Origin of the sequence: Altericista sp. CCNU0014, from assembly GCF_044923475.1 — a bacterium.
In the GTDB taxonomy this organism is placed as follows: Bacteria; Cyanobacteriota; Cyanobacteriia; order Thermosynechococcales; family Thermosynechococcaceae; genus JAAURS01.
Window position 1 is genome coordinate 3,847,543 of the sequence record NZ_CP137338.1, and the last position, 17,026, is coordinate 3,864,568.

The 17,026-nt window shown below is 52.9% G+C and carries 15 protein-coding genes; 5 read left to right on the top strand and 10 right to left on the bottom strand.

The window, feature by feature from the left end; all coding sequences use genetic code 11:
• Positions 1-61 precede the first annotated feature (61 nt).
• The 5 genes from R6H26_RS18360 to R6H26_RS18380 all read left to right on the top strand — a co-directional run bounded on the left by R6H26_RS18360 (position 62) and on the right by R6H26_RS18380 (position 5,595).
• Positions 62-373, top strand: a complete 312-nt coding sequence (locus tag R6H26_RS18360) for a hypothetical protein (protein WP_404784436.1) — start codon at positions 62-64, stop codon at positions 371-373.
• Positions 374-631: 258 nt separating this feature from the next.
• Positions 632-3,853: a COR domain-containing protein gene (locus tag R6H26_RS18365; RefSeq protein ID WP_404784437.1), complete on the top strand. Its 3,222-nt coding sequence runs from the start codon at positions 632-634 to the stop codon at positions 3,851-3,853.
• 12 nt (positions 3,854-3,865) lie between these two features.
• Positions 3,866-4,141, top strand: a complete 276-nt coding sequence (locus R6H26_RS18370) for a BrnT family toxin (protein ID WP_404784439.1) — start codon at positions 3,866-3,868, stop codon at positions 4,139-4,141.
• Complete coding sequence (locus R6H26_RS18375; protein WP_404784440.1) at positions 4,128-4,733, top strand: hypothetical protein; 606 nt, start codon at positions 4,128-4,130, stop codon at positions 4,731-4,733. The genes R6H26_RS18370 and R6H26_RS18375 overlap by 14 nt, the downstream gene beginning before the upstream one ends.
• Positions 4,734-4,950: 217 nt before the next feature.
• Positions 4,951-5,595: a Uma2 family endonuclease gene (locus R6H26_RS18380; protein WP_404784442.1), complete on the top strand. Its 645-nt coding sequence runs from the start codon at positions 4,951-4,953 to the stop codon at positions 5,593-5,595.
• A gap of 28 nt (positions 5,596-5,623) precedes the next feature.
• Here the strand turns inward: R6H26_RS18380 and R6H26_RS18385 are convergent, their stop codons facing one another.
• From R6H26_RS18385 to hoxU, 10 genes are read right to left on the bottom strand one after another with little or no spacing between them, the layout of a single operon-like run.
• A complete protein-coding gene (locus R6H26_RS18385; protein ID WP_404784443.1) occupies positions 5,624-6,277 on the bottom strand; it encodes a Uma2 family endonuclease in 654 nt (217 codons plus the stop codon).
• A gap of 57 nt (positions 6,278-6,334) precedes the next feature.
• Complete coding sequence (gene nifJ, locus R6H26_RS18390; RefSeq protein WP_404784445.1) at positions 6,335-9,931, bottom strand: pyruvate:ferredoxin (flavodoxin) oxidoreductase; 3,597 nt, start codon at positions 9,929-9,931, stop codon at positions 6,335-6,337.
• Positions 9,928-10,179: a HypC/HybG/HupF family hydrogenase formation chaperone gene (locus R6H26_RS18395; RefSeq protein WP_404784446.1), complete on the bottom strand. Its 252-nt coding sequence runs from the start codon at positions 10,177-10,179 to the stop codon at positions 9,928-9,930. The genes nifJ and R6H26_RS18395 overlap by 4 nt, the downstream gene beginning before the upstream one ends.
• On the bottom strand, positions 10,170-12,701 hold the full coding sequence (hypF, locus tag R6H26_RS18400; RefSeq protein ID WP_404784448.1) for a carbamoyltransferase HypF: 2,532 nt from the start codon (positions 12,699-12,701) through the stop codon (positions 10,170-10,172). Before hypF ends, R6H26_RS18395 begins: the two co-directional genes overlap by 10 nt.
• Entirely contained in the window at positions 12,698-13,510 is an 813-nt protein-coding gene (gene hypB, locus R6H26_RS18405; RefSeq protein WP_404784450.1) for a hydrogenase nickel incorporation protein HypB, read from the bottom strand. The genes hypF and hypB overlap by 4 nt, the downstream gene beginning before the upstream one ends.
• On the bottom strand, positions 13,510-13,851 hold the full coding sequence (gene hypA / locus R6H26_RS18410; RefSeq protein WP_404784452.1) for a hydrogenase maturation nickel metallochaperone HypA: 342 nt from the start codon (positions 13,849-13,851) through the stop codon (positions 13,510-13,512). Before hypA ends, hypB begins: the two co-directional genes overlap by 1 nt.
• On the bottom strand, positions 13,833-14,315 hold the full coding sequence (locus R6H26_RS18415; RefSeq protein WP_404784454.1) for a hydrogenase maturation protease: 483 nt from the start codon (positions 14,313-14,315) through the stop codon (positions 13,833-13,835). Before R6H26_RS18415 ends, hypA begins: the two co-directional genes overlap by 19 nt.
• The gene (locus R6H26_RS18420) at positions 14,312-15,736 is read right to left on the bottom strand and encodes a Ni/Fe hydrogenase subunit alpha (RefSeq protein WP_404784455.1); all 1,425 of its coding nucleotides are present in this window, start codon (positions 15,734-15,736) and stop codon (positions 14,312-14,314) included. The genes R6H26_RS18415 and R6H26_RS18420 overlap by 4 nt, the downstream gene beginning before the upstream one ends.
• 11 nt (positions 15,737-15,747) lie before the next feature.
• A complete protein-coding gene (locus R6H26_RS18425) occupies positions 15,748-16,296 on the bottom strand; it encodes an oxidoreductase (RefSeq protein WP_404784456.1) in 549 nt (182 codons plus the stop codon).
• The gene (gene hoxU / locus R6H26_RS18430) at positions 16,284-17,000 is read right to left on the bottom strand and encodes a bidirectional hydrogenase complex protein HoxU (protein WP_404784457.1); all 717 of its coding nucleotides are present in this window, start codon (positions 16,998-17,000) and stop codon (positions 16,284-16,286) included. Before hoxU ends, R6H26_RS18425 begins: the two co-directional genes overlap by 13 nt.
• Between the last annotated feature and the right edge of the window lie 26 nt (positions 17,001-17,026).

A 17,026-nucleotide genomic window follows, 5' to 3' on the forward strand; every position in this document is an offset into this window, starting at 1 on the left:
CGCTCATTCTCATTGACTGCGCAAGAGGTTTTACATCCGATTTGTCAGGAGACATGGAGAGGTGCTGCTCAATAGTGCTTCTTATCATAAGATTGCGCCGCATTTGGTGCTGATGGCTTTTCTTTATCGGGTGGTTAATGGAAGGGGCACGCTGGAGCGGGAGTATGCGATTGGGCGCGATCGCATGGATCTTTGTTTGCAGTATGGCTCTGTTATTGTGGGGATTGAGGTTAAGGTGCAGCGGTTGGGGTTGGATTTTGGCTGGTCGGTTATTTGCGATCGTCGGAAGACGGTGTTGCCAATTGCCACTCGGCTGCGGTCTGAACGACATCAAACTGATTTAGGCCGAACGATTGAAGTTATTTATACTTGATCTAAGTTCCGCGAAATCTGATGCAAATCTTGAAAACGATGCCCTGATGCCATGCTAATGGATCTCAAAAACAGCCAACCTCACGTTTTTCATAAACTCACCCCCAAGGGCTACACAATCCGGCTGATTCTCACTGAATCTAATGAAGTCACACGGCCAAATTTTCTCACCCTTTTGCTATCTTTATCCATGATTTTGCCATCTGTTGCATAAATTTGTTCTTTGGCAAAAATAGAAACAACCTAAGTTGAGGGACAGATGATGTCGGGAAAGAAATTTTTGGAGATGTCGCAAGAGGAATTGTTGGAGATTATTGAAAAGGCTCAGCAAAGTGGACAAACAGGACTGAGATTGGAAGCAATCCAAGAACTGCCCCCAGAAATTGGTCAGTTAATCAATCTCAAGTCCCTTGAAATCGGCTATAACAAACTGACAGCATTACCAGAATCCATCGGACAGTTAACCAATCTCACGTCCCTTCATCTCCGCAATAATCAATTAACGATGTTGCCAGAGTCCATCGGACAGTTAATCAACCTTACGTCCCTTGATCTCCGTAATAATCAACTGACGACGTTACCAGAACCCATCGGACAGTTAACTAATCTCACATCCCTTGAAATCAGCTATAACAAACTGACAGCGTTACCAGAATCCATTGGACAGTTAACCAATCTCACGTCCCTTGATCTCCGCAATAATCAACTGACGATGTTGCCAGAGTCCATCGGACAGTTAATCAACCTTACGTCCCTTGATCTCCGCAATAATCAACTGACGATGTTGCCAGAGTCCATCGGACAGTTAATCAACCTTACGTCCCTTGATCTCCGTAATAATCAACTGACGATGTTGCCAGAGTCCATCGGACAGTTAACCAATCTCACATCCCTTGAAATCAGCTATAACAAACTGACGATATTACCGAAATCCATCGGACAATTAACCAATCTCACGTCTCTTAAAATCAACCATAACAAACTGACGGTTTTACCAGAATCCATCGGACGGTTAACCAATCTCACGTCCCTCGACCTCTGCAATAATCAACTGACGACTTTGCCGGCATCCATTGGACAGTTAACTAGCCTTATGACTCTTGACCTCCGCGATAGTGGACTAACCTCGTTACCAGATGTTATTGGACAGTTAACTAATCCTACTACCTGCCACATCCGTTTTGAGCAATTTATGAAATCGTCGGATGCAATCGTTCAATTACCCAATTTTACATCCCTTGACCTTAGCAATAACCAACTAACGACATTACCAGAATGGCTTGGTCAGTTAACCGATCTTATATACCTTGACCTCAGTAATAACCAACTGACAACATTACCAGAATGGCTTGGTCAGTTAACCGATCTCATATACCTTGACCTTAGCAATAACCAACTGATGACATTACCAGAATGGCTTGGTCAGTTAACCAATCTTACATCCCTCAACCTTAGTAATAGCCAACTGACGGCGCTACCAGAATGGCTTGCTCAATTAACTAATCTGGTAGCTCTCGACCTCAGCAATAACAGACTGACTAGTTTGCCAGAATGGCTCGTCCAGCTAACAAATCTTAAGATCTTCTACCTCCGCTCCAATCAATTCATGACTTCACCGGATGTGATCGGCCAGTTAAGCAATCTGACAGCTCTCGTCCTTAGCGATAACCAACTGAAAACCTCACCAGAATTAATCGGCCAGCTAACAAATCTCACCATCCTCGATCTTAGCAATAACCAACTAAAAACTTTGCCAGAATTAATCGGCCAACTAACAAATCTCAAAATTTTTGAACTTAATGGAAATTCATTCAGCGAAATTCCTCCAGAAGTTGTCAGAAAGGGAGGTCTCGCAGTTCGCGATTACTACCGCCAACGTTTAGAAGCGAATACAGATTACATTTACGAAGCAAAACTCCTAATTATTGGTGAAGGTGGAGCCGGAAAAACTAGCCTTGCCAATAAACTGAAAGACCCTAACTACACCCTTAAACTCGAAAGTAGCGCCACTCCCGAAAAATCTACCGAAGGAATCGATGTACTTCGCCTCGATTTCGATCATCTTAGCGGCAACCCCTTCCGTATCAACGTTTGGGATTTCGGGGGTCAAGAAATCTACCACGCCACCCACCAATTTTTCCTCACCAAACGCTCCCTCTACCTCCTCGTTGCCGACACCCGCCAAGACAACACCGACTTCAACTACTGGCTGGAAGTCGTCGAACTGCTCAGCGAAGCCAGTCCCACCCTCATCGTTAAAAATGAAAAACAAGAGCGCCCTTGTCAAGTCAACGAAAATCAACTGCGTGGTCGTTTCCCCAACCTGGAAAAAATTTTACCCACCAACCTCAACACTAATCGAGGTTTGCTCGAAATCCTTGCTGCCGTCCAACACCACATCAGCCAACTCCCCCACATTGGCACTCCCCTCCCCAAAACTTGGGTCAATGTCCGCAAAGTATTAGAAACGGACTCCCGCAACTACATCAGTCAGGATGAATTTCTGACTCTCTGCGACACCCACGGTTTCAAGCGCCACGAAGACAAACTTCAACTCAGTGGCTACCTCCACGATCTAGGTGTCTGTCTACACTTCCAAGACGATGCTGTATTAGAAGAAATTGTCATCCTCAAACCTGAATGGGGCACAACTGCCGTCTATAAAGTCCTCGACACCGCCAAAGTACAAGAAAATTTAGGTTGCTTTACAGACAACGACTTAGCCATTATTTGGGCAGATAGCCAATATGCAACTGTACGCCGAAAATTACTTCAGTTGATGATGAAGTTCAAGCTCTGCTACGAAATTCCTCACCGTCCCAAAACCTACATCGCCCCCCAACTTCTCTCCCCCAATCAACCCGAATATGACTGGGATGATACCAACAACCTCATCCTGCGCTACCACTACGAATTCATGCCCAAAGGGATGCTTACCCGCTTCATTGTCGAAATGCATAGACTCATTGACAGCGAACTCGTTTGGAAAGAAGGTGTCATTCTCAAGGATGAAAATGCCCGCGCTGAAGTAATCGAAGCCTACTACAAAAACGAAATCCGCATTCGCATTACTGGCAAACTCAAAAAGCCCCTTCTAGAGAGTATCCGTCACGAATTTCGTAAAATACACGAGTCCTACAACAAGCCAGAAGACTCACCGGAGAAGCATCGTCTCCGTTACCAAGAATTTATCCCCTGCAATTGTTCATATTGCAAAGGCACCCAAACCCCCTTCTCCTATTCCCTCGATCGCCTTCAAGCACGGTTAAAAAGCGATCGCCGCCAAATTGAATGCGACATCAGCTATGAAATGATTGATGTTCGCAGCTTGATTGACGATGCGATCGGTCACAGTGCAAACAGCCTGAATCGAGAAAAAGATTCTGAGCGATCCCGCATTAATATTCACATTGGCGATAAAATCGGTCACGACAAAGTGGGACAAGATAAGATTCAAGGCGACAAACCCGAGCATTTGTAGGCGCAATCGAGAATGGAATTTGAATGGGATGAAAACAAAGCCAGCAGCAACCTTACAAAACACGGCATCAGCTTTGAAGAAGCCAAAACAGTTTTTCAGAACGATGTCAATTCCATTACCTTCTTCGACCCCGACCACTCATTCGACGAGGAGCGCTATATTGAGATTGGACTATCCGCCAAGGGTCTACTGCTCGCCATTGTTTACGTAGAACGAGAAGGCTATATCCGCATTATCAGTGCTCGTAAAGCAACGCTAAGAGAGATAAAACTCTATGACCAAAGCTGATCGAACCCGACCAAACCCTAACATGGACGAAGACGATATTCTGCCAGAGTACGATCTGAGTAAGATATCGTACGTTCGTGGCAAACACGCCCATCTAGTCGGACAACCTCACACCGTAACCATCCATCAAGGCGATGGCACCGCTACCGTTCAAAAATTTGATAGCACAGGCAACATGACCAGCGAAAAACACAACGTTTGGATCGGCGATCGCATTGCAGGCGATAAAGTCGCAGGCGACAAAGTCATGGGCAACAAAGTCCAAATTGGCACCGTTCAAGGGGATGCCGTTGCAGGCAACAAAATCGTCAACGCTCAAAATCTAACCGAGGCTGCCAAAGAAATTCAAGACCTAATCGAACAACTCGCTCAAACCTACCCTACCGATACGATGCCCGCCAAAGTTAGCTTTGCCAATGCAATCGTTCAGCGCATTGATGCCAACACCTCCCTCAGCCAACGAATCCTGAGCGCAGGCAAAGCCGGAAGCATTGCCGCCATCGGCCAAGTTCTCAATCATCCCTTAGCGAGTTTTGTAATTGCTGCGATTGAAGATTGGCAAAAGAGTAAAAACGCTAGCAATATTGCATAAAGCCAGCACTAGAGGCTTTGTATCGAGCATTGTGCTGACTTTATGAGTGTTCTCCTCTCCCCATCCTTATGCCGCCACATCAAACAGCAGCAGTTCAGCATTAAGTTTGCTTTCGTTCAACTGAGTCCACAATATCGAGCGTGGCTTGTTGTAAAGGCGATCGCACAGATTTTTTGTAGAATGAATAGAACAAAACCTGCATTTTTAGGCAACGATCGTGACTCAGTTGCAAATCCAAACGCCACTCAACACATGGCAGCCCGCCTCCTGGGAAGAGTTTGTCAAACTTGCCGACGACCCAGCTTCTGCAAAGCTGAAGTGCTATTACTACAGCAGCCACATGAGATTTGAACCCATGTCTACGGGTGCTGACCATTCTAAAGACCATGCTTTAATGATGTTTGCGTTGTCCTTTTTTGTGGCACATCAAGGGATTTTAGCGACGGGGCATGACGGTTGTTCCTATCGAAAACCTGGGTTTGATGAGTTTCAGCCAGATATTTCCTACTACATTGGCGAGATCGCGAATGCGATTCCTTGGGGAACCAGAGTCATTGATTTAGAGCAATACCCACTACCCAATTTAGTCATTGAAATATCAGATACCTCTTTGGCAGACGATCTAGGGGCAAAACGGTTTCAATATGAGGGGCTTGGCATTCCTGAATACTGGATTGTGAACGTGCAAGCAATAAAAATTATGGCATTTGCGATCGCCTCCGATGGCAGCATTCGGCATATTCGAGAATCGCAGGTATTACCAGGTCTGAAGCTAGATATTTTAGAAGAAGCCCTCCAGCGCAGCCGTCAGGAAAACCAATCGGCAACCACCACCTGGTTAATGGAGAAATTTCGAGTTTAGTTTCTCCCTGAGAAAAACCGTAAAGACGTTAGGTACGCTTTGCATCGCCTCTAACCCAATGACGAAATGCTTTCAAAGTGGCATTTCTACCTGCCGTTTTACTGTGCGCTAAATATTGGGGAATTGCTTCGATGAGAGGGAGTCCTGGAAAAATTGGACTCTCAGAAACTTCAACATACTTTCCGTCCCGTAAAACAGCAATCAGCAACACCCCTCTGTCAAAGCACCATAACTCAGGCACCTTCAAGGCTTGATAAAGATCGGGATGGGTGCGTGAAGTTACGTCAATTTCGAGGGCTAAGTCTGGTGGCGGGTCGATGGCTAAATCTAATCGCTTCTTACCCCTCACACGGGCTTCGTTTTGGATGTAAAAGCATTGATCGGGTTCGAGACCTTGTTGTAAGTCTGGATCTTTGAATGTGGTTGAACCGAGAGTCAAAAACTCAATGTCTAATTCTTCCAATAACGCTTTGAGGAGATCGCCGACAATTTCCTTATCGTATTCATGCTCTGGCAGCGGCATCGTAATTTCTAAGACTCCCTTGTCATAGGCCAGCCGCGATCCTCGATGGTCTCCTAAATCCTCTAGAATGGCCTCAAATTCTTGCCAGCTTACCCCATGCAGCAATACATGCTGTCCCGGTGGCACATCAATCCGTTTGACGGGAATTTGGACAACCATTTTTTACCGTTCATGCCTGAGCTATAGCTCGATGTTAACCGATCTAGCACTTCTAATCTACGGATTAGATGTTGCAGGTCGAGCAGCCAGATATTGATACATCTGCCAGCGCGTATTCACCTCCGCTTGAGCCTCCTTGAGCAATCGCTTCGCATCCTCCGGGCTACTGCGCGAAAGCATCTTGAAGCGGTTTTCGCTGTACATCGCCGTTTCGACCGGGAGTTTGGGCGATCGCGAATCCAGCAACAGCGGATTTTCGCCCTGTTCCGTGCGGCGCGGATCGTAGCGGTAGAGGAGCCAGCGCCCCGAATCGACCGCGAGTTTTTGCTGCTGCATGCCTTTTTGCATATCGATGCCGTGGGCGATGCAGTGGGAGTAGGCAATAATCAGCGAGGGGCCGTTGTAAGACTCCGCTTCCAGGAACGCGCGCAAGGTATGTTCGTCCCGCGCGCCCATCGCGACGCTGGCGATGTAGACATTGCCGTAGGTCATCGCCATGAGGCCCAGGTCTTTCTTAGGTGCAGGTTTACCGCCAGAGGCAAATTTAGCGACTGCTCCCTTAGGTGTGGACTTAGACATTTGGCCGCCCGTGTTGGAATACACCTCCGTATCCAGCACTAGGATATTCACATTGCGACCGCTGGACAGAACGTGATCGAGGCCGCCGTAGCCGATATCGTAGGCCCAGCCATCGCCGCCGATCGTCCAGACGCTTTTTTTAGCTAAATAGTCGGAGAGGGTTTGGAGGCTGGCGATCTGCTCGCTGAGGTTGGGAAGCAGGTTCGGCTGATGGAGCCAGTTGGCGAGATACCCCTTCAATTGCGCGATCCGCTCCCGTTGCTCGAAGATATCGGCTTCGTCGGTTTGTTCCGCGTTTGTGAGGGCGGTTGCTAATTCGGCGGGGATGGGAGAACCCTCATGACGCATCAGCTCCTGAAGCAGGGCGATCGCCTGTTCGATGTGCTGATCCAGCGCAATGCGGAAGCCCAACCCGAATTCGGCATTGTCTTCAAACAAGGAATTCGACCAGGCAGGGCCGCGTCCCTCGCCGTTGAACGTCCAGGGAGTGGTGGGCAAATTGCCGCCGTAGATCGAAGAACAGCCCGTCGCGTTGGCAATTAACATGCGATCGCCAAACAATTGCGTGGCCAGTTTGATATAGGGCGTTTCGCCGCAACCTGCACAGGCCCCCGAAAACTCGAAGAGGGGTTCTTGCAACTGCTGCTGCCCGATTTTATTGAGGTTGAGCTGGCTGCGATCGGGGTTCGGCAGGTTGAGGAAAAAGTCCCAATTCTCCCGTTCCTGTTCCCGCAGGGGCAGTTGCGGTGCCATGTTGATGGCCTTAAGGCGCGGTTCGAGTTTGTTTTTGGCGGGGCACACGTCCACGCAGAGGGCGCATCCGGTGCAGTCTTCGGCAGCAACTTGGATGGTGAACTTGAGATCGTGCCAATCGCGATCGCGGGCTTGGGTGCTTTTGAAGGTGGCAGGGGCATCGGTCAACTGCTCCGGTTCGTAAACTTTGGCGCGGATGACGCTGTGGGGGCAAACCATGACGCATTTGCCGCACTGGACGCAAACGTCTGGGTCCCACACGGGAATTTCGGTGGCGATGTTGCGTTTCTCCCATTGAGTGGTGCCCGTGGGGTAGGTGCCATCCACGGGGAGGGCGCTGACGGGCAGGTCGTCGCCGTGGCGCGCCATCATGGGGCCTAACACGTCGCGTACGAAGGCGGGCGCTCGGTCGGGGACGGGGCTGTGGGATGCCGCTGCTGCAACGGCTCCCACGGCGACGGGCGCGCCTAGGGGTACTTCGTGGAGGTTGTCGAGGGTGCGATCGACGGCGGTCAGGTTCATTTGCACGATGGCTTCGCCCTTTTTGCCGTAGGTCTTGCGGATCGCTTTTTTGATTTGGGCGATCGCCTCTTCCCGTGGCAATACACCCGCCAAGGCAAAGAAGCACACCTGCATGACGGTATTGATGCGACCGCCCATGCCTGCATCGCGAGCGACCTGGGTGGCATTGATGGCGTAGACCTTGAGCCGTTTGGCGAGGACGATGTCCTGAAGTGCGGCAGGCAGATGTTGCCAGGTTTCCTCAGCGCTGTAGGGACTGTTGAAAAGAACCGTGGCTTCCGGTTTGGCTTCCTTCAAGACCTCAAATTTTTCGACAAACTCCCACTGGTGACAGGCTACAAAATTCGCGCGCTCGATGAGGTAGGGGGCGCGGATGGGGTCGGGGCCAAACCGCAAGTGAGAGACCGTCACCGAGCCGGATTTTTTGGAATCGTAGACGAAGTAGCCTTGGGCGTAATTGTCCGTTTCTTCCCCAATGATTTTGATGGAGTTCTTGTTTGCACCCACAGTGCCATCGGAGCCTAAGCCGTAGAAGATGGCTCTGACCACGGAATCCGGTTCGATTTGAAAGCTGGGGTCAAATGCCAAAGAGGTATGGGTGACATCGTCCACAATGCCGACGGTGAAATGATTTTTGGGTTTAGCTGCCATCAGATTGTCGAACACGACCTTGACCATAGCGGGCGTAAATTCCTTGGAAGAAAGCCCGTAGCGTCCGCCCACAACCCGAATGCTGCTGCGTTCTGCTTCGGCGAGGCTATTCACGACATCCTGATAGAGGGGTTCGCCCAAACTGCCCGGCTCCTTGGTGCGATCCAAGACGGCGATCGCCTTGACTGACTCCGGCACGGCAGCCGCAAGAGCATCCAGACTCCAAGGGCGATAGAGCCGCACTTTCAGGACGCCCACTTTTTCGCCTTGCGCCATCAGGTAATCCACGGTTTCCTGAACCGTCTCACAACCCGAACCCATCAGGACAATGACCCGCTCCGCCTCTGGATGGCCGTGGTAGTCGAACAGGCGATAGGCACGACCTGTCAACTGGGCGAAGTCGTCCATGGCGGCTTGCACGAGTCCCGGACAGGCTTCGTAGAAGGAATTCACCGTTTCCCGTGCCTGGAAGTAGACATCCGGGTTTTGGGCGGTACCGCGAATGACGGGACGGTCGGGGGTGAGGGCGCGGTGACGATGGGCCAGGATCGGGGCGGCGGGAATAAACGATCGCAGGTCTTCATCTGCGAGCAATTCGATTTTTTGGACTTCGTGAGAAGTGCGGAAGCCGTCGAAGAAATGCAGGAACGGAATTCGCGAATCAAAGGCGGCACGGGTGGCGATCGCCGCAAAGTCCTGGGCTTCTTGAACCGAGCTGGAACAGAGTAAGGCGCAGCCCGTAGCGCGGGCGGACATCACGTCGCTGTGGTCGCCAAAAATGGAAAGTCCCTGGGCGGCGAGCGATCGCGCGGCAACGTGGATGGCAATGGGCGTCAGTTCCCCAGCAATTTTGTAGAGGTTGGGAATCATCAGCAACAGCCCTTGGGAAGCGGTGAAGGTTGTGGCCAGCGATCCGGCTTGGAGCGCGCCGTGAATGGCTCCGGCGACGCCGCCCTCGCTTTGGAGTTGGACGACGCTGGGAATCGCGCCCCACAGGTTTGGCTGCTTCGCAGTCGCCCAGGTATCGGCCCACTCTGCCATCGTTGAGGAGGGCGTGATGGGGTAAATGGCGATGACTTCATTGAGGCGATAGGCGATCCGGGCTGCGGCCTCATTGCCATCTAGGGTTTCGAAGGTTAAAGATTTCATGAGATCGCTCCCAATTGGTTCAGGTCTTTGAAGGTGGCTTGCGCCTCATCTTCGTCCAGGATGCTGAGGGCAAAGCCAACGTGGACGATGACGTAATTGCCGACGGTGGCTTCGGGTACGTAGGCTAAGCTGACGTCTTTGACAATGCCGCCGAAGCTGACTTTACCCGTGCGAAAGAGCGCGTCGTTCTCCCGGTCGGGGGAGGGTTCGGCAATGCTCACAATTTGACCGGGAACGGCTAAACACATGGCGCGCCTCCTGCGTTGCTATGTTCTAAAACCCAGTGAGCGCCCAGGATCTGCCCGACCGCAAGGCCGCCATCGTTGGGCGGAATCCGATGGTGCCAATGGGGCGCAAACCCCTCGTCTCGCAGCCGCCGGATCGAGCGTTCGAGCAAATAGCGGTTTTGGAAACATCCCCCCGTCAGCACGACTTGCGCGATTCCAGCTTGATGGGCGATCGCGGCGATCGTCTCTACCAGCGTGTTATGGAATTTGGTTGCGATTTCTCCGATGGGGTGAGGGGGTTGGATATGTTCCGTAGCGCTTTGCACTCGCCCCCTAAATCCCCCGATGCTGGGGGACTTTGAGTTCGGAGTTTTTGCCAGATCATTTAGGATGCTGACTAGCATGGGTTGCCAGTTGACGATCCAAGTTCCAGTTGCATCTTGCTCTAGTTCGTAGGGGTAGGTTTCAGGGGTATGGATACCTTCCAAGGCGCTCTCCAGTTGCATGGCGGCTTCTCCCTCAAAGGTAGATTGGTGGCAGAGGCCGAGTAGGGAGGCGATCGCATCGAACAAGCGTCCCATGCTGGAAGTTCTGGGCGAATTGATGCCTTTTTGCAACATTGCTCGGAGTAGCTTGAGTTCTTGCGGTTGAAAGGCTTTTAGAGTAGGAGCATCTAGATCGAAAGCTGCTTCTCCAAAGGCTTCGTATAACAACCCTAAGGCCGCGCGGCGCGGTTCTCTGGCTGCGCGATCGCCCCCTGGCAACGGAAAAGTGCGCAGATGACCGACTCGCTGGAATCCTATGGAATGAGAAATATCTAAAAACTCGCTGCCCCAGAGAGTGCCATCTAGTCCATAACCCGTCCCGTCCCAGGCAATTCCCAAAACAGGCGGCTCTAGGTCGTTATCGAGCATCCCAGATAGAACATGGGCATAGTGATGCTGAATGGGAAGTACCGGAATCTTGAGGGACTGACTCAAGGCTTGAGCAAATTGGGTGGAGGCGTAGTCGGGGTGGGCATCATGGGCGATCGCCACGGGGTTTGCGGCGTACAGATCCAGAAGTTGGGCGATCGTTGCATGAAACCGCTGAGCCGTTTCAGCCTCGTCCAGATCGCCCAAGTGCTGGCTGGCGAGGATTTGACCTTGAATGGAGAGTGCGACGGTATTTTTGAGATGACCGCCAACCGCGAGGATACAAGCAAGCGAAGCAGGTTCAAAGTCCCCCAGAATGGGGGATTTAGGGCTTGCCGCGAGCGGAGCCGAACGGGGCCAATGCAGGGATGAAAGCGTAGGTGCAATCTCTTTCTCTGCATTCGACGCAGAAAGGGGAGATGGCGCATACCCCCGCGATCGCCGCAACACCATCGGACGATCGCCCATGACCCTGACCACTGAATCATCCACAGGTTTCGCAATAGGACGGTTATGCACTAGAAAAATATCGGCAATCGCCCCCAATTCCTCGATCGCGTCTCGCTCGTCCGCACAAATCGGCGCGCGAGAGTGATTGCCACTAGTCGCCACAATTGGAAATCCCAGTTCTGCCAATAGCAAATGGTGCAGGGGCGTGGAGGGCAGCATCGCACCCACGGTCGCCTGATGGGGCGCGATCAATGCCGCCAGGGTCGATTGCGAAAGTTGCTGAAGCAAAACGATCGGGGCAGCGGCGGATGTCAAACAGTCTGCCTCTGCCGGAGAGACTCGGCAATCTTGACGGATCGCGTCCAAGGTCGGATACATCACAGCGAAGGGTTTGACGGGGCGATGTTTGCGATCGCGCAGCCGCCGCACTGCTCCTTCATTGCGCGCATCGACGATCAGATGAAACCCGCCTAACCCTTTCAGCGCTAGAATCTCTCCCTGCCGAATCCGATCCGCAGCAAGGGTAATGAACTCAGAGGAAGAAGATCCTGAAGCGATCGCCTTGCCCTGGCGATCCCATAACGCCAAGCGAGGGCCGCAGGCAGGGCAAGCATTGGGTTGTGCGTGAAAGCGGCGATCGCGCGGATCGTCGTACTCCCGCTGGCAGTCGGGACACATGGGGAAGGATTGCATGGTCGTGTTGGGGCGATCGTAGGGGAGCGCCGTCAGAATGCTATACCGAGGGCCGCAGTGGGTGCAGTTGGTGAAAGGATATTGATATCGGCGATCGCGCGGATCGAAAATCTCCCTCAGACAAGCAGGACAAGTGGCCAAGTCGGGCAAAATCCAAGCCGACTTGACCGAAGAATCCGGGGCAGAAGCCTGAATCTCAAACCGTTCGTAACCGCAAGGGGCCAGCCAATCCGTTTCCAATTGGGACAGGATAGCGTGAGCGGGGCGATCGCGTTCCAAGCGTTCCACAAACGCGGTCAACCCAGACGAACTTCCTTCCACTTCAATATCCACACCGCTGTCATTGTTTCTGACCCAGCCGCCCAACCCCAACTCCGTCGCCAAGGTATAGACAAAAGGCCGAAACCCTACGCCCTGCACCATCCCCCGCACCTGCAAATGCAGGCGTCGAGACAGGGGATGGGACAAGGGGACAGGTCGGATCATTGGACGACCTCCACGGGCAATTTCCCTCGGAATAGATTGCGTTGGGCTTGGAGATACATCAGCCACGCATCCATCCCCGCGCCCGTACGGGCGGAAACCTCAAACACCATGGCATGGGAAGCCATCCGGCGCACGTTGGCAATCGCCGTTGCGCGATCGAACCCGACGGCTTCGGCAATATCCGTCTTGGTCAAGAGCACCGCGTCTGCCGACTGAAACGCCGTGGGATATTTCAGGGGTTTATCTTCGCCCTCGGTCACGGACAGCAGGACGACCCGCAGGGTTTCGCCCAAATCGTAGGCCGCAGGGCAAACCAGATTGCCGACATTTTCGATGACGAGAAGATCCAGGTTCGCCAACCCCAGATGGGAGGCAGCATGGGCCACCATATCGGCTTCGAGGTGACAGGCCGTTCCGGTGGTAATTTGCAGCGCCGTTGCCCCGGCTGCCCGGATCCGCTGGGCATCGTTTTCAGTGGCGAGATCGCCAACAATGACGCCCACTCGATCGGCGCGATCGCCCCGGACTTTGGCCATGCGCTCGATCAAGGCGGTTTTCCCTGCCCCTGGAGAGGACAGAATGTTCAACACCAACAGGTCATTGGATTGAAAAACCTCCCGATTTTGCAGCGCAAAGCGATCGTTCTTCGACATCAATCGCTCGCGGACTTCGACAGTACGGGCAGGAGAGGAATGGTCATGGCCGTGGTGGTGGTCATGATGGTGATGGTGATGGGGGTGGGGGTGAGATTCGGTGGCGCTATGGAGCACAACGGAATCTACTTCGTTACATCCGCAATTAGTACACATTAGGACACCTCCAAGGATGCGAGTTCGAGTTCTTTGCCCTGAAGCACGTAAGTACTCCAGGTTTGACAGATCGGACACTCATATCCCAGTTCCGTAGGTCTAAATTCCCGCTGACAATTATTGCAATAACAAACCGTCGGACAGGTTTCGATGTTCAGTTGCGCTCGTTCGGCGATCGTGCCCTGGGTGACGACATCGAAGGCAAACCGCAGGGCGTCGGGTTCTACGCCAGAGAGATCGCCAACGCGCAGTGCAATTTCATGGATGCGAGTGGCATGCTCGCGGGTGGCATAATCGAGGGCGATCGCCAGTGCGTTTTCCATTAACCCGACTTCGTGCATAAAGCCTCCTTCCAGCGAGTCGATCGGGGATTGGCGATATAGTCTTTCAGCGTTTCTAAACTCCAAGCCGCTCCCTCAAGGGCGATCGCCGATAGCGGTGCGCCGTAGTCGAATCGAATGGCTGGAATCAGAATTTGATAGGCCGCTGGATCGGCGTCGTAGAGCGTGTTGGCAAGGTGCAATAGGACGCTAGGACTCCAAAGATGATCGAGTTGACTCCTTCCTTTTTGGGACGCTACGGGTTCGAGGCGAGCCTGCGTTCTTCCTCCTGCGATCGTGCAAGCATCGATAAAAAATACGACTTCTGCTTCCGCCATCTCTGCGGCTAATTCAGGCGTCAGTTGGTGGACGGACAGCGATCGCACGTCCGGCAAGTTCCAGGCAGCGACTCGATCCGCGACCCAGGGGCCAACGCCATCATCGCCCCGAAGGGAATTACCGTAACCGATCGCTAAAGTTTTCATCGGTATACCTCATCCAGTAAACGACCATCGGCGGCAACCAGTTGCAGGTGGAGGGGCATTTGTCCTGCTGCATGGGTGGAGCAGGACAGGCAGGGATCGTAACAGCGAATCCCTGCTTCCACGCGGTTGAGCAATCCTTCGGGAATGTCGGAACCGTGGATGTAATGTTTGGCAATTTGAGCCACAGTTTTGTTCATCGCCAGGTTGTTTTGTCCGGTGGCGATAATCAAATTCACCTTCTCCAGCAACCCGTTTTCATCCACTTGGTAATGGTGGAATAGCGTGCCCCGTGGCGCTTCGCTAACCCCCACCGCATTGAGCTGATTCACTCCGCCGTGGGCGCGACAGCGCGAGGAGAGCACATCGGGATCATCTACCAATTCCTGGATTTTTTCCAGACAGGCCAGAATTTCAATCAGACGAGCGTAGTGATACAGGAAGGAAGACGTGGGAACGCCCCCAGCGAGATCGCGCAATTCCTGCAACTCCCGATCTGCGCCTTCCGTGCCGATGCGATCGCAGACATTCAGCCGCGCCAACGGCCCCACGCGGTAGATCCCATCGGGGTAGCCTAGGGGTTGGTAGTAGGGAAACTTGAGGTAGGACCAGGGTTCCACAGCTTCTCCGAGGAACGCGTGATAGTCGTCCTCGCTAAGTCCATCGGCGACGATGTTGCCTTGGCTGTCGGTGAACCGGAGTTTGCCGTCGTAATGCTCCCACTCGCCGTTTGGCCCGACTAATCCCATGTACAGAGTGGGGAACTCGCCAAAGATATCGATTTCGCTTTTAAGCTGCTCGTCCAACATTCCCTTGAACAATCCCAACGCCAGATTCGCCGTCTCGAAGGCTTCCGGGAGGCGATCGACGATCCACTGGCGGCCTTCTGGGGAGAGGGGCGATCGCACTCCGCCGGGAACCGTCCAAGCTGCATGGATCTTGCGTGCGCCTAGTTTTTCGATAACAGTTTGACCGAACTGTCGCAGTCGAATTCCCGCCCGTGCGAGATCGGGGTTAGCTGCAATCAAGCCAAAAATATTGCGTTGGGCTGGATCGCTATCCCAGCCCAACAGAAAATCGGGACTACTTAGGTGAAAAAACGAGAGGGCATGGGATTGAGTAATCTGTGCCAAATTCATCATCCGCCGCAGTTTCTCGGCAGCAGGAGGAATTTTGACGGCTAGAATTTTGTCCCCGGTTTTTGCCGAAGCGAGCAGATGGCTCACCGGACAAATCCCGCAAATCCGAGCAGTAATTCCGGCCATTTCCGTAAAGGGACGGCCTTCGCAGAACTTCTCGAAGCCGCGATATTCCACCACGTGAAAGCGGGCGTCGGAGACTTCCCCGGCATCGTCCAGGAAGATGGAGATTTTGGCGTGACCCTCAATGCGGGTGACGGGATCGATAACAACAGTACGTGACATCGGCATCCTCCCTATCCAAACTTAATCATGTCGCGGCCTTCCATCACGGGCATTTCTCCCCGCAATAAAGGCTCTAGGGTCGCCCGAATGCGATCGGCGGGAGGCGGACAGCCCGGCATGTAGATATCCACATCCACCACCTGATGCACGGGCACGACTTGGTCTAACAACTCCGGTACGATGCCCGGTTCGTGGGGAAGTTGCGGCGAATATTCCGCCAACTCCAGATAACCGCGCTTGAGTACCGATTCCGCCCCGTCTAACATATTTCGCATCGCGGGGACATTGGCCGTGACGGCACAATCCCCAAAGGAAATCAGGATTTTGGTTTGCTTGCGAACTTTCTGGATCAATTCCAGATTGTCCTCATTAGCAACGCCCCCTTCCACCAAGCACACATCCACGTTTTCGGGATAGTCCTTGATATCGGAACCCACGGGGCTAAACACCACATCGGCGTGCTGGGCCAGCTCGATCAACCACTCGTCCAAATCCAGGAAGGACATGTGACAGCCGGAACATCCCGCCAACCAGACCGTTGCAAACCTTATCTTGTCCATTCGCGTTTCTCCCGTGCCGTCACTAAAAATTCCAACTTGGCGCGATCGCGTTCTTTCTCGCCCGTGGTACTGCCCTTGCGGAAGATGGCCCCCGTGGGGCAAGCATCCACGCACTTCCCGCAGGACGTACAGGCATCCACTTCGCCCCAGGGTTGATGCAACCCAGACACGATGAAGCAATGTTCGCCCCGCTGGGCCACATCCCAAACGTGCGCCCCCTCAATTTCGTCGCAAACCCGGACGCAGCGGGTGCAGAGAATGCAGCGATTGTGGTCGATGCCGAACTGTTCGTGGGAGACATCCACATGCCGATCGGGGAAGCGATAGGGAAAGCGCGAGTGATCCATGCCGACCGTAATGGCCATATCCTGCAACTCGCAATTGCCGTTGGCCACGCAAATCGCACAAACGTGATTCCCTTCCGCGAAGAGCAATTCCACATTCATGCGGCGAAAGTTTTGCAGCTTAGGCGTATTGGTTTGAACTGCCATCCCTTCTGCCACCTCCGTGACGCAGGCGGGCTGAAGTTTAGAACTGCCTTCAATTTCGACCATGCACATCCGACAGGCGGCAGCGGGCGTCACGCCTTCCAAAAAGCAAAGGGTCGGAATTTTAATTCCCGCTTCCTTCGCGGCCTGGAGTATCGTTGCACCCTGTTCGATCGCAACATCCTTCCCGTCAATTTTGAGCGTTTTTACGGTCATGACTCGTGGTTCTCCTCACGGAACGG

Coding starts and splice junctions, on each gene's coding strand:
- R6H26_RS18365 (WP_404784437.1), top strand. CDS start 632: ATGATGTCGGGAAAGAAATTTTTGGAGATGTCGCAAGAGGAATTGTTG.
- R6H26_RS18370 (WP_404784439.1), top strand. CDS start 3,866: ATGGAATTTGAATGGGATGAAAACAAAGCCAGCAGCAACCTTACAAAA.
- R6H26_RS18375 (WP_404784440.1), top strand. CDS start 4,128: ATGACCAAAGCTGATCGAACCCGACCAAACCCTAACATGGACGAAGAC.
- R6H26_RS18385 (WP_404784443.1), bottom strand. CDS start 6,277: ATGGTTGTCCAAATTCCCGTCAAACGGATTGATGTGCCACCGGGACAG.
- nifJ (WP_404784445.1), bottom strand. CDS start 9,931: ATGAAATCTTTAACCTTCGAAACCCTAGATGGCAATGAGGCCGCAGCC.
- R6H26_RS18395 (WP_404784446.1), bottom strand. CDS start 10,179: ATGTGTTTAGCCGTTCCCGGTCAAATTGTGAGCATTGCCGAACCCTCC.
- hypF (WP_404784448.1), bottom strand. CDS start 12,701: ATGATCCGACCTGTCCCCTTGTCCCATCCCCTGTCTCGACGCCTGCAT.
- hypB (WP_404784450.1), bottom strand. CDS start 13,510: ATGTGTACTAATTGCGGATGTAACGAAGTAGATTCCGTTGTGCTCCAT.
- hypA (WP_404784452.1), bottom strand. CDS start 13,851: ATGCACGAAGTCGGGTTAATGGAAAACGCACTGGCGATCGCCCTCGAT.
- R6H26_RS18415 (WP_404784454.1), bottom strand. CDS start 14,315: ATGAAAACTTTAGCGATCGGTTACGGTAATTCCCTTCGGGGCGATGAT.
- R6H26_RS18420 (WP_404784455.1), bottom strand. CDS start 15,736: ATGTCACGTACTGTTGTTATCGATCCCGTCACCCGCATTGAGGGTCAC.
- R6H26_RS18425 (WP_404784456.1), bottom strand. CDS start 16,296: ATGGACAAGATAAGGTTTGCAACGGTCTGGTTGGCGGGATGTTCCGGC.
- hoxU (WP_404784457.1), bottom strand. CDS start 17,000: ATGACCGTAAAAACGCTCAAAATTGACGGGAAGGATGTTGCGATCGAA.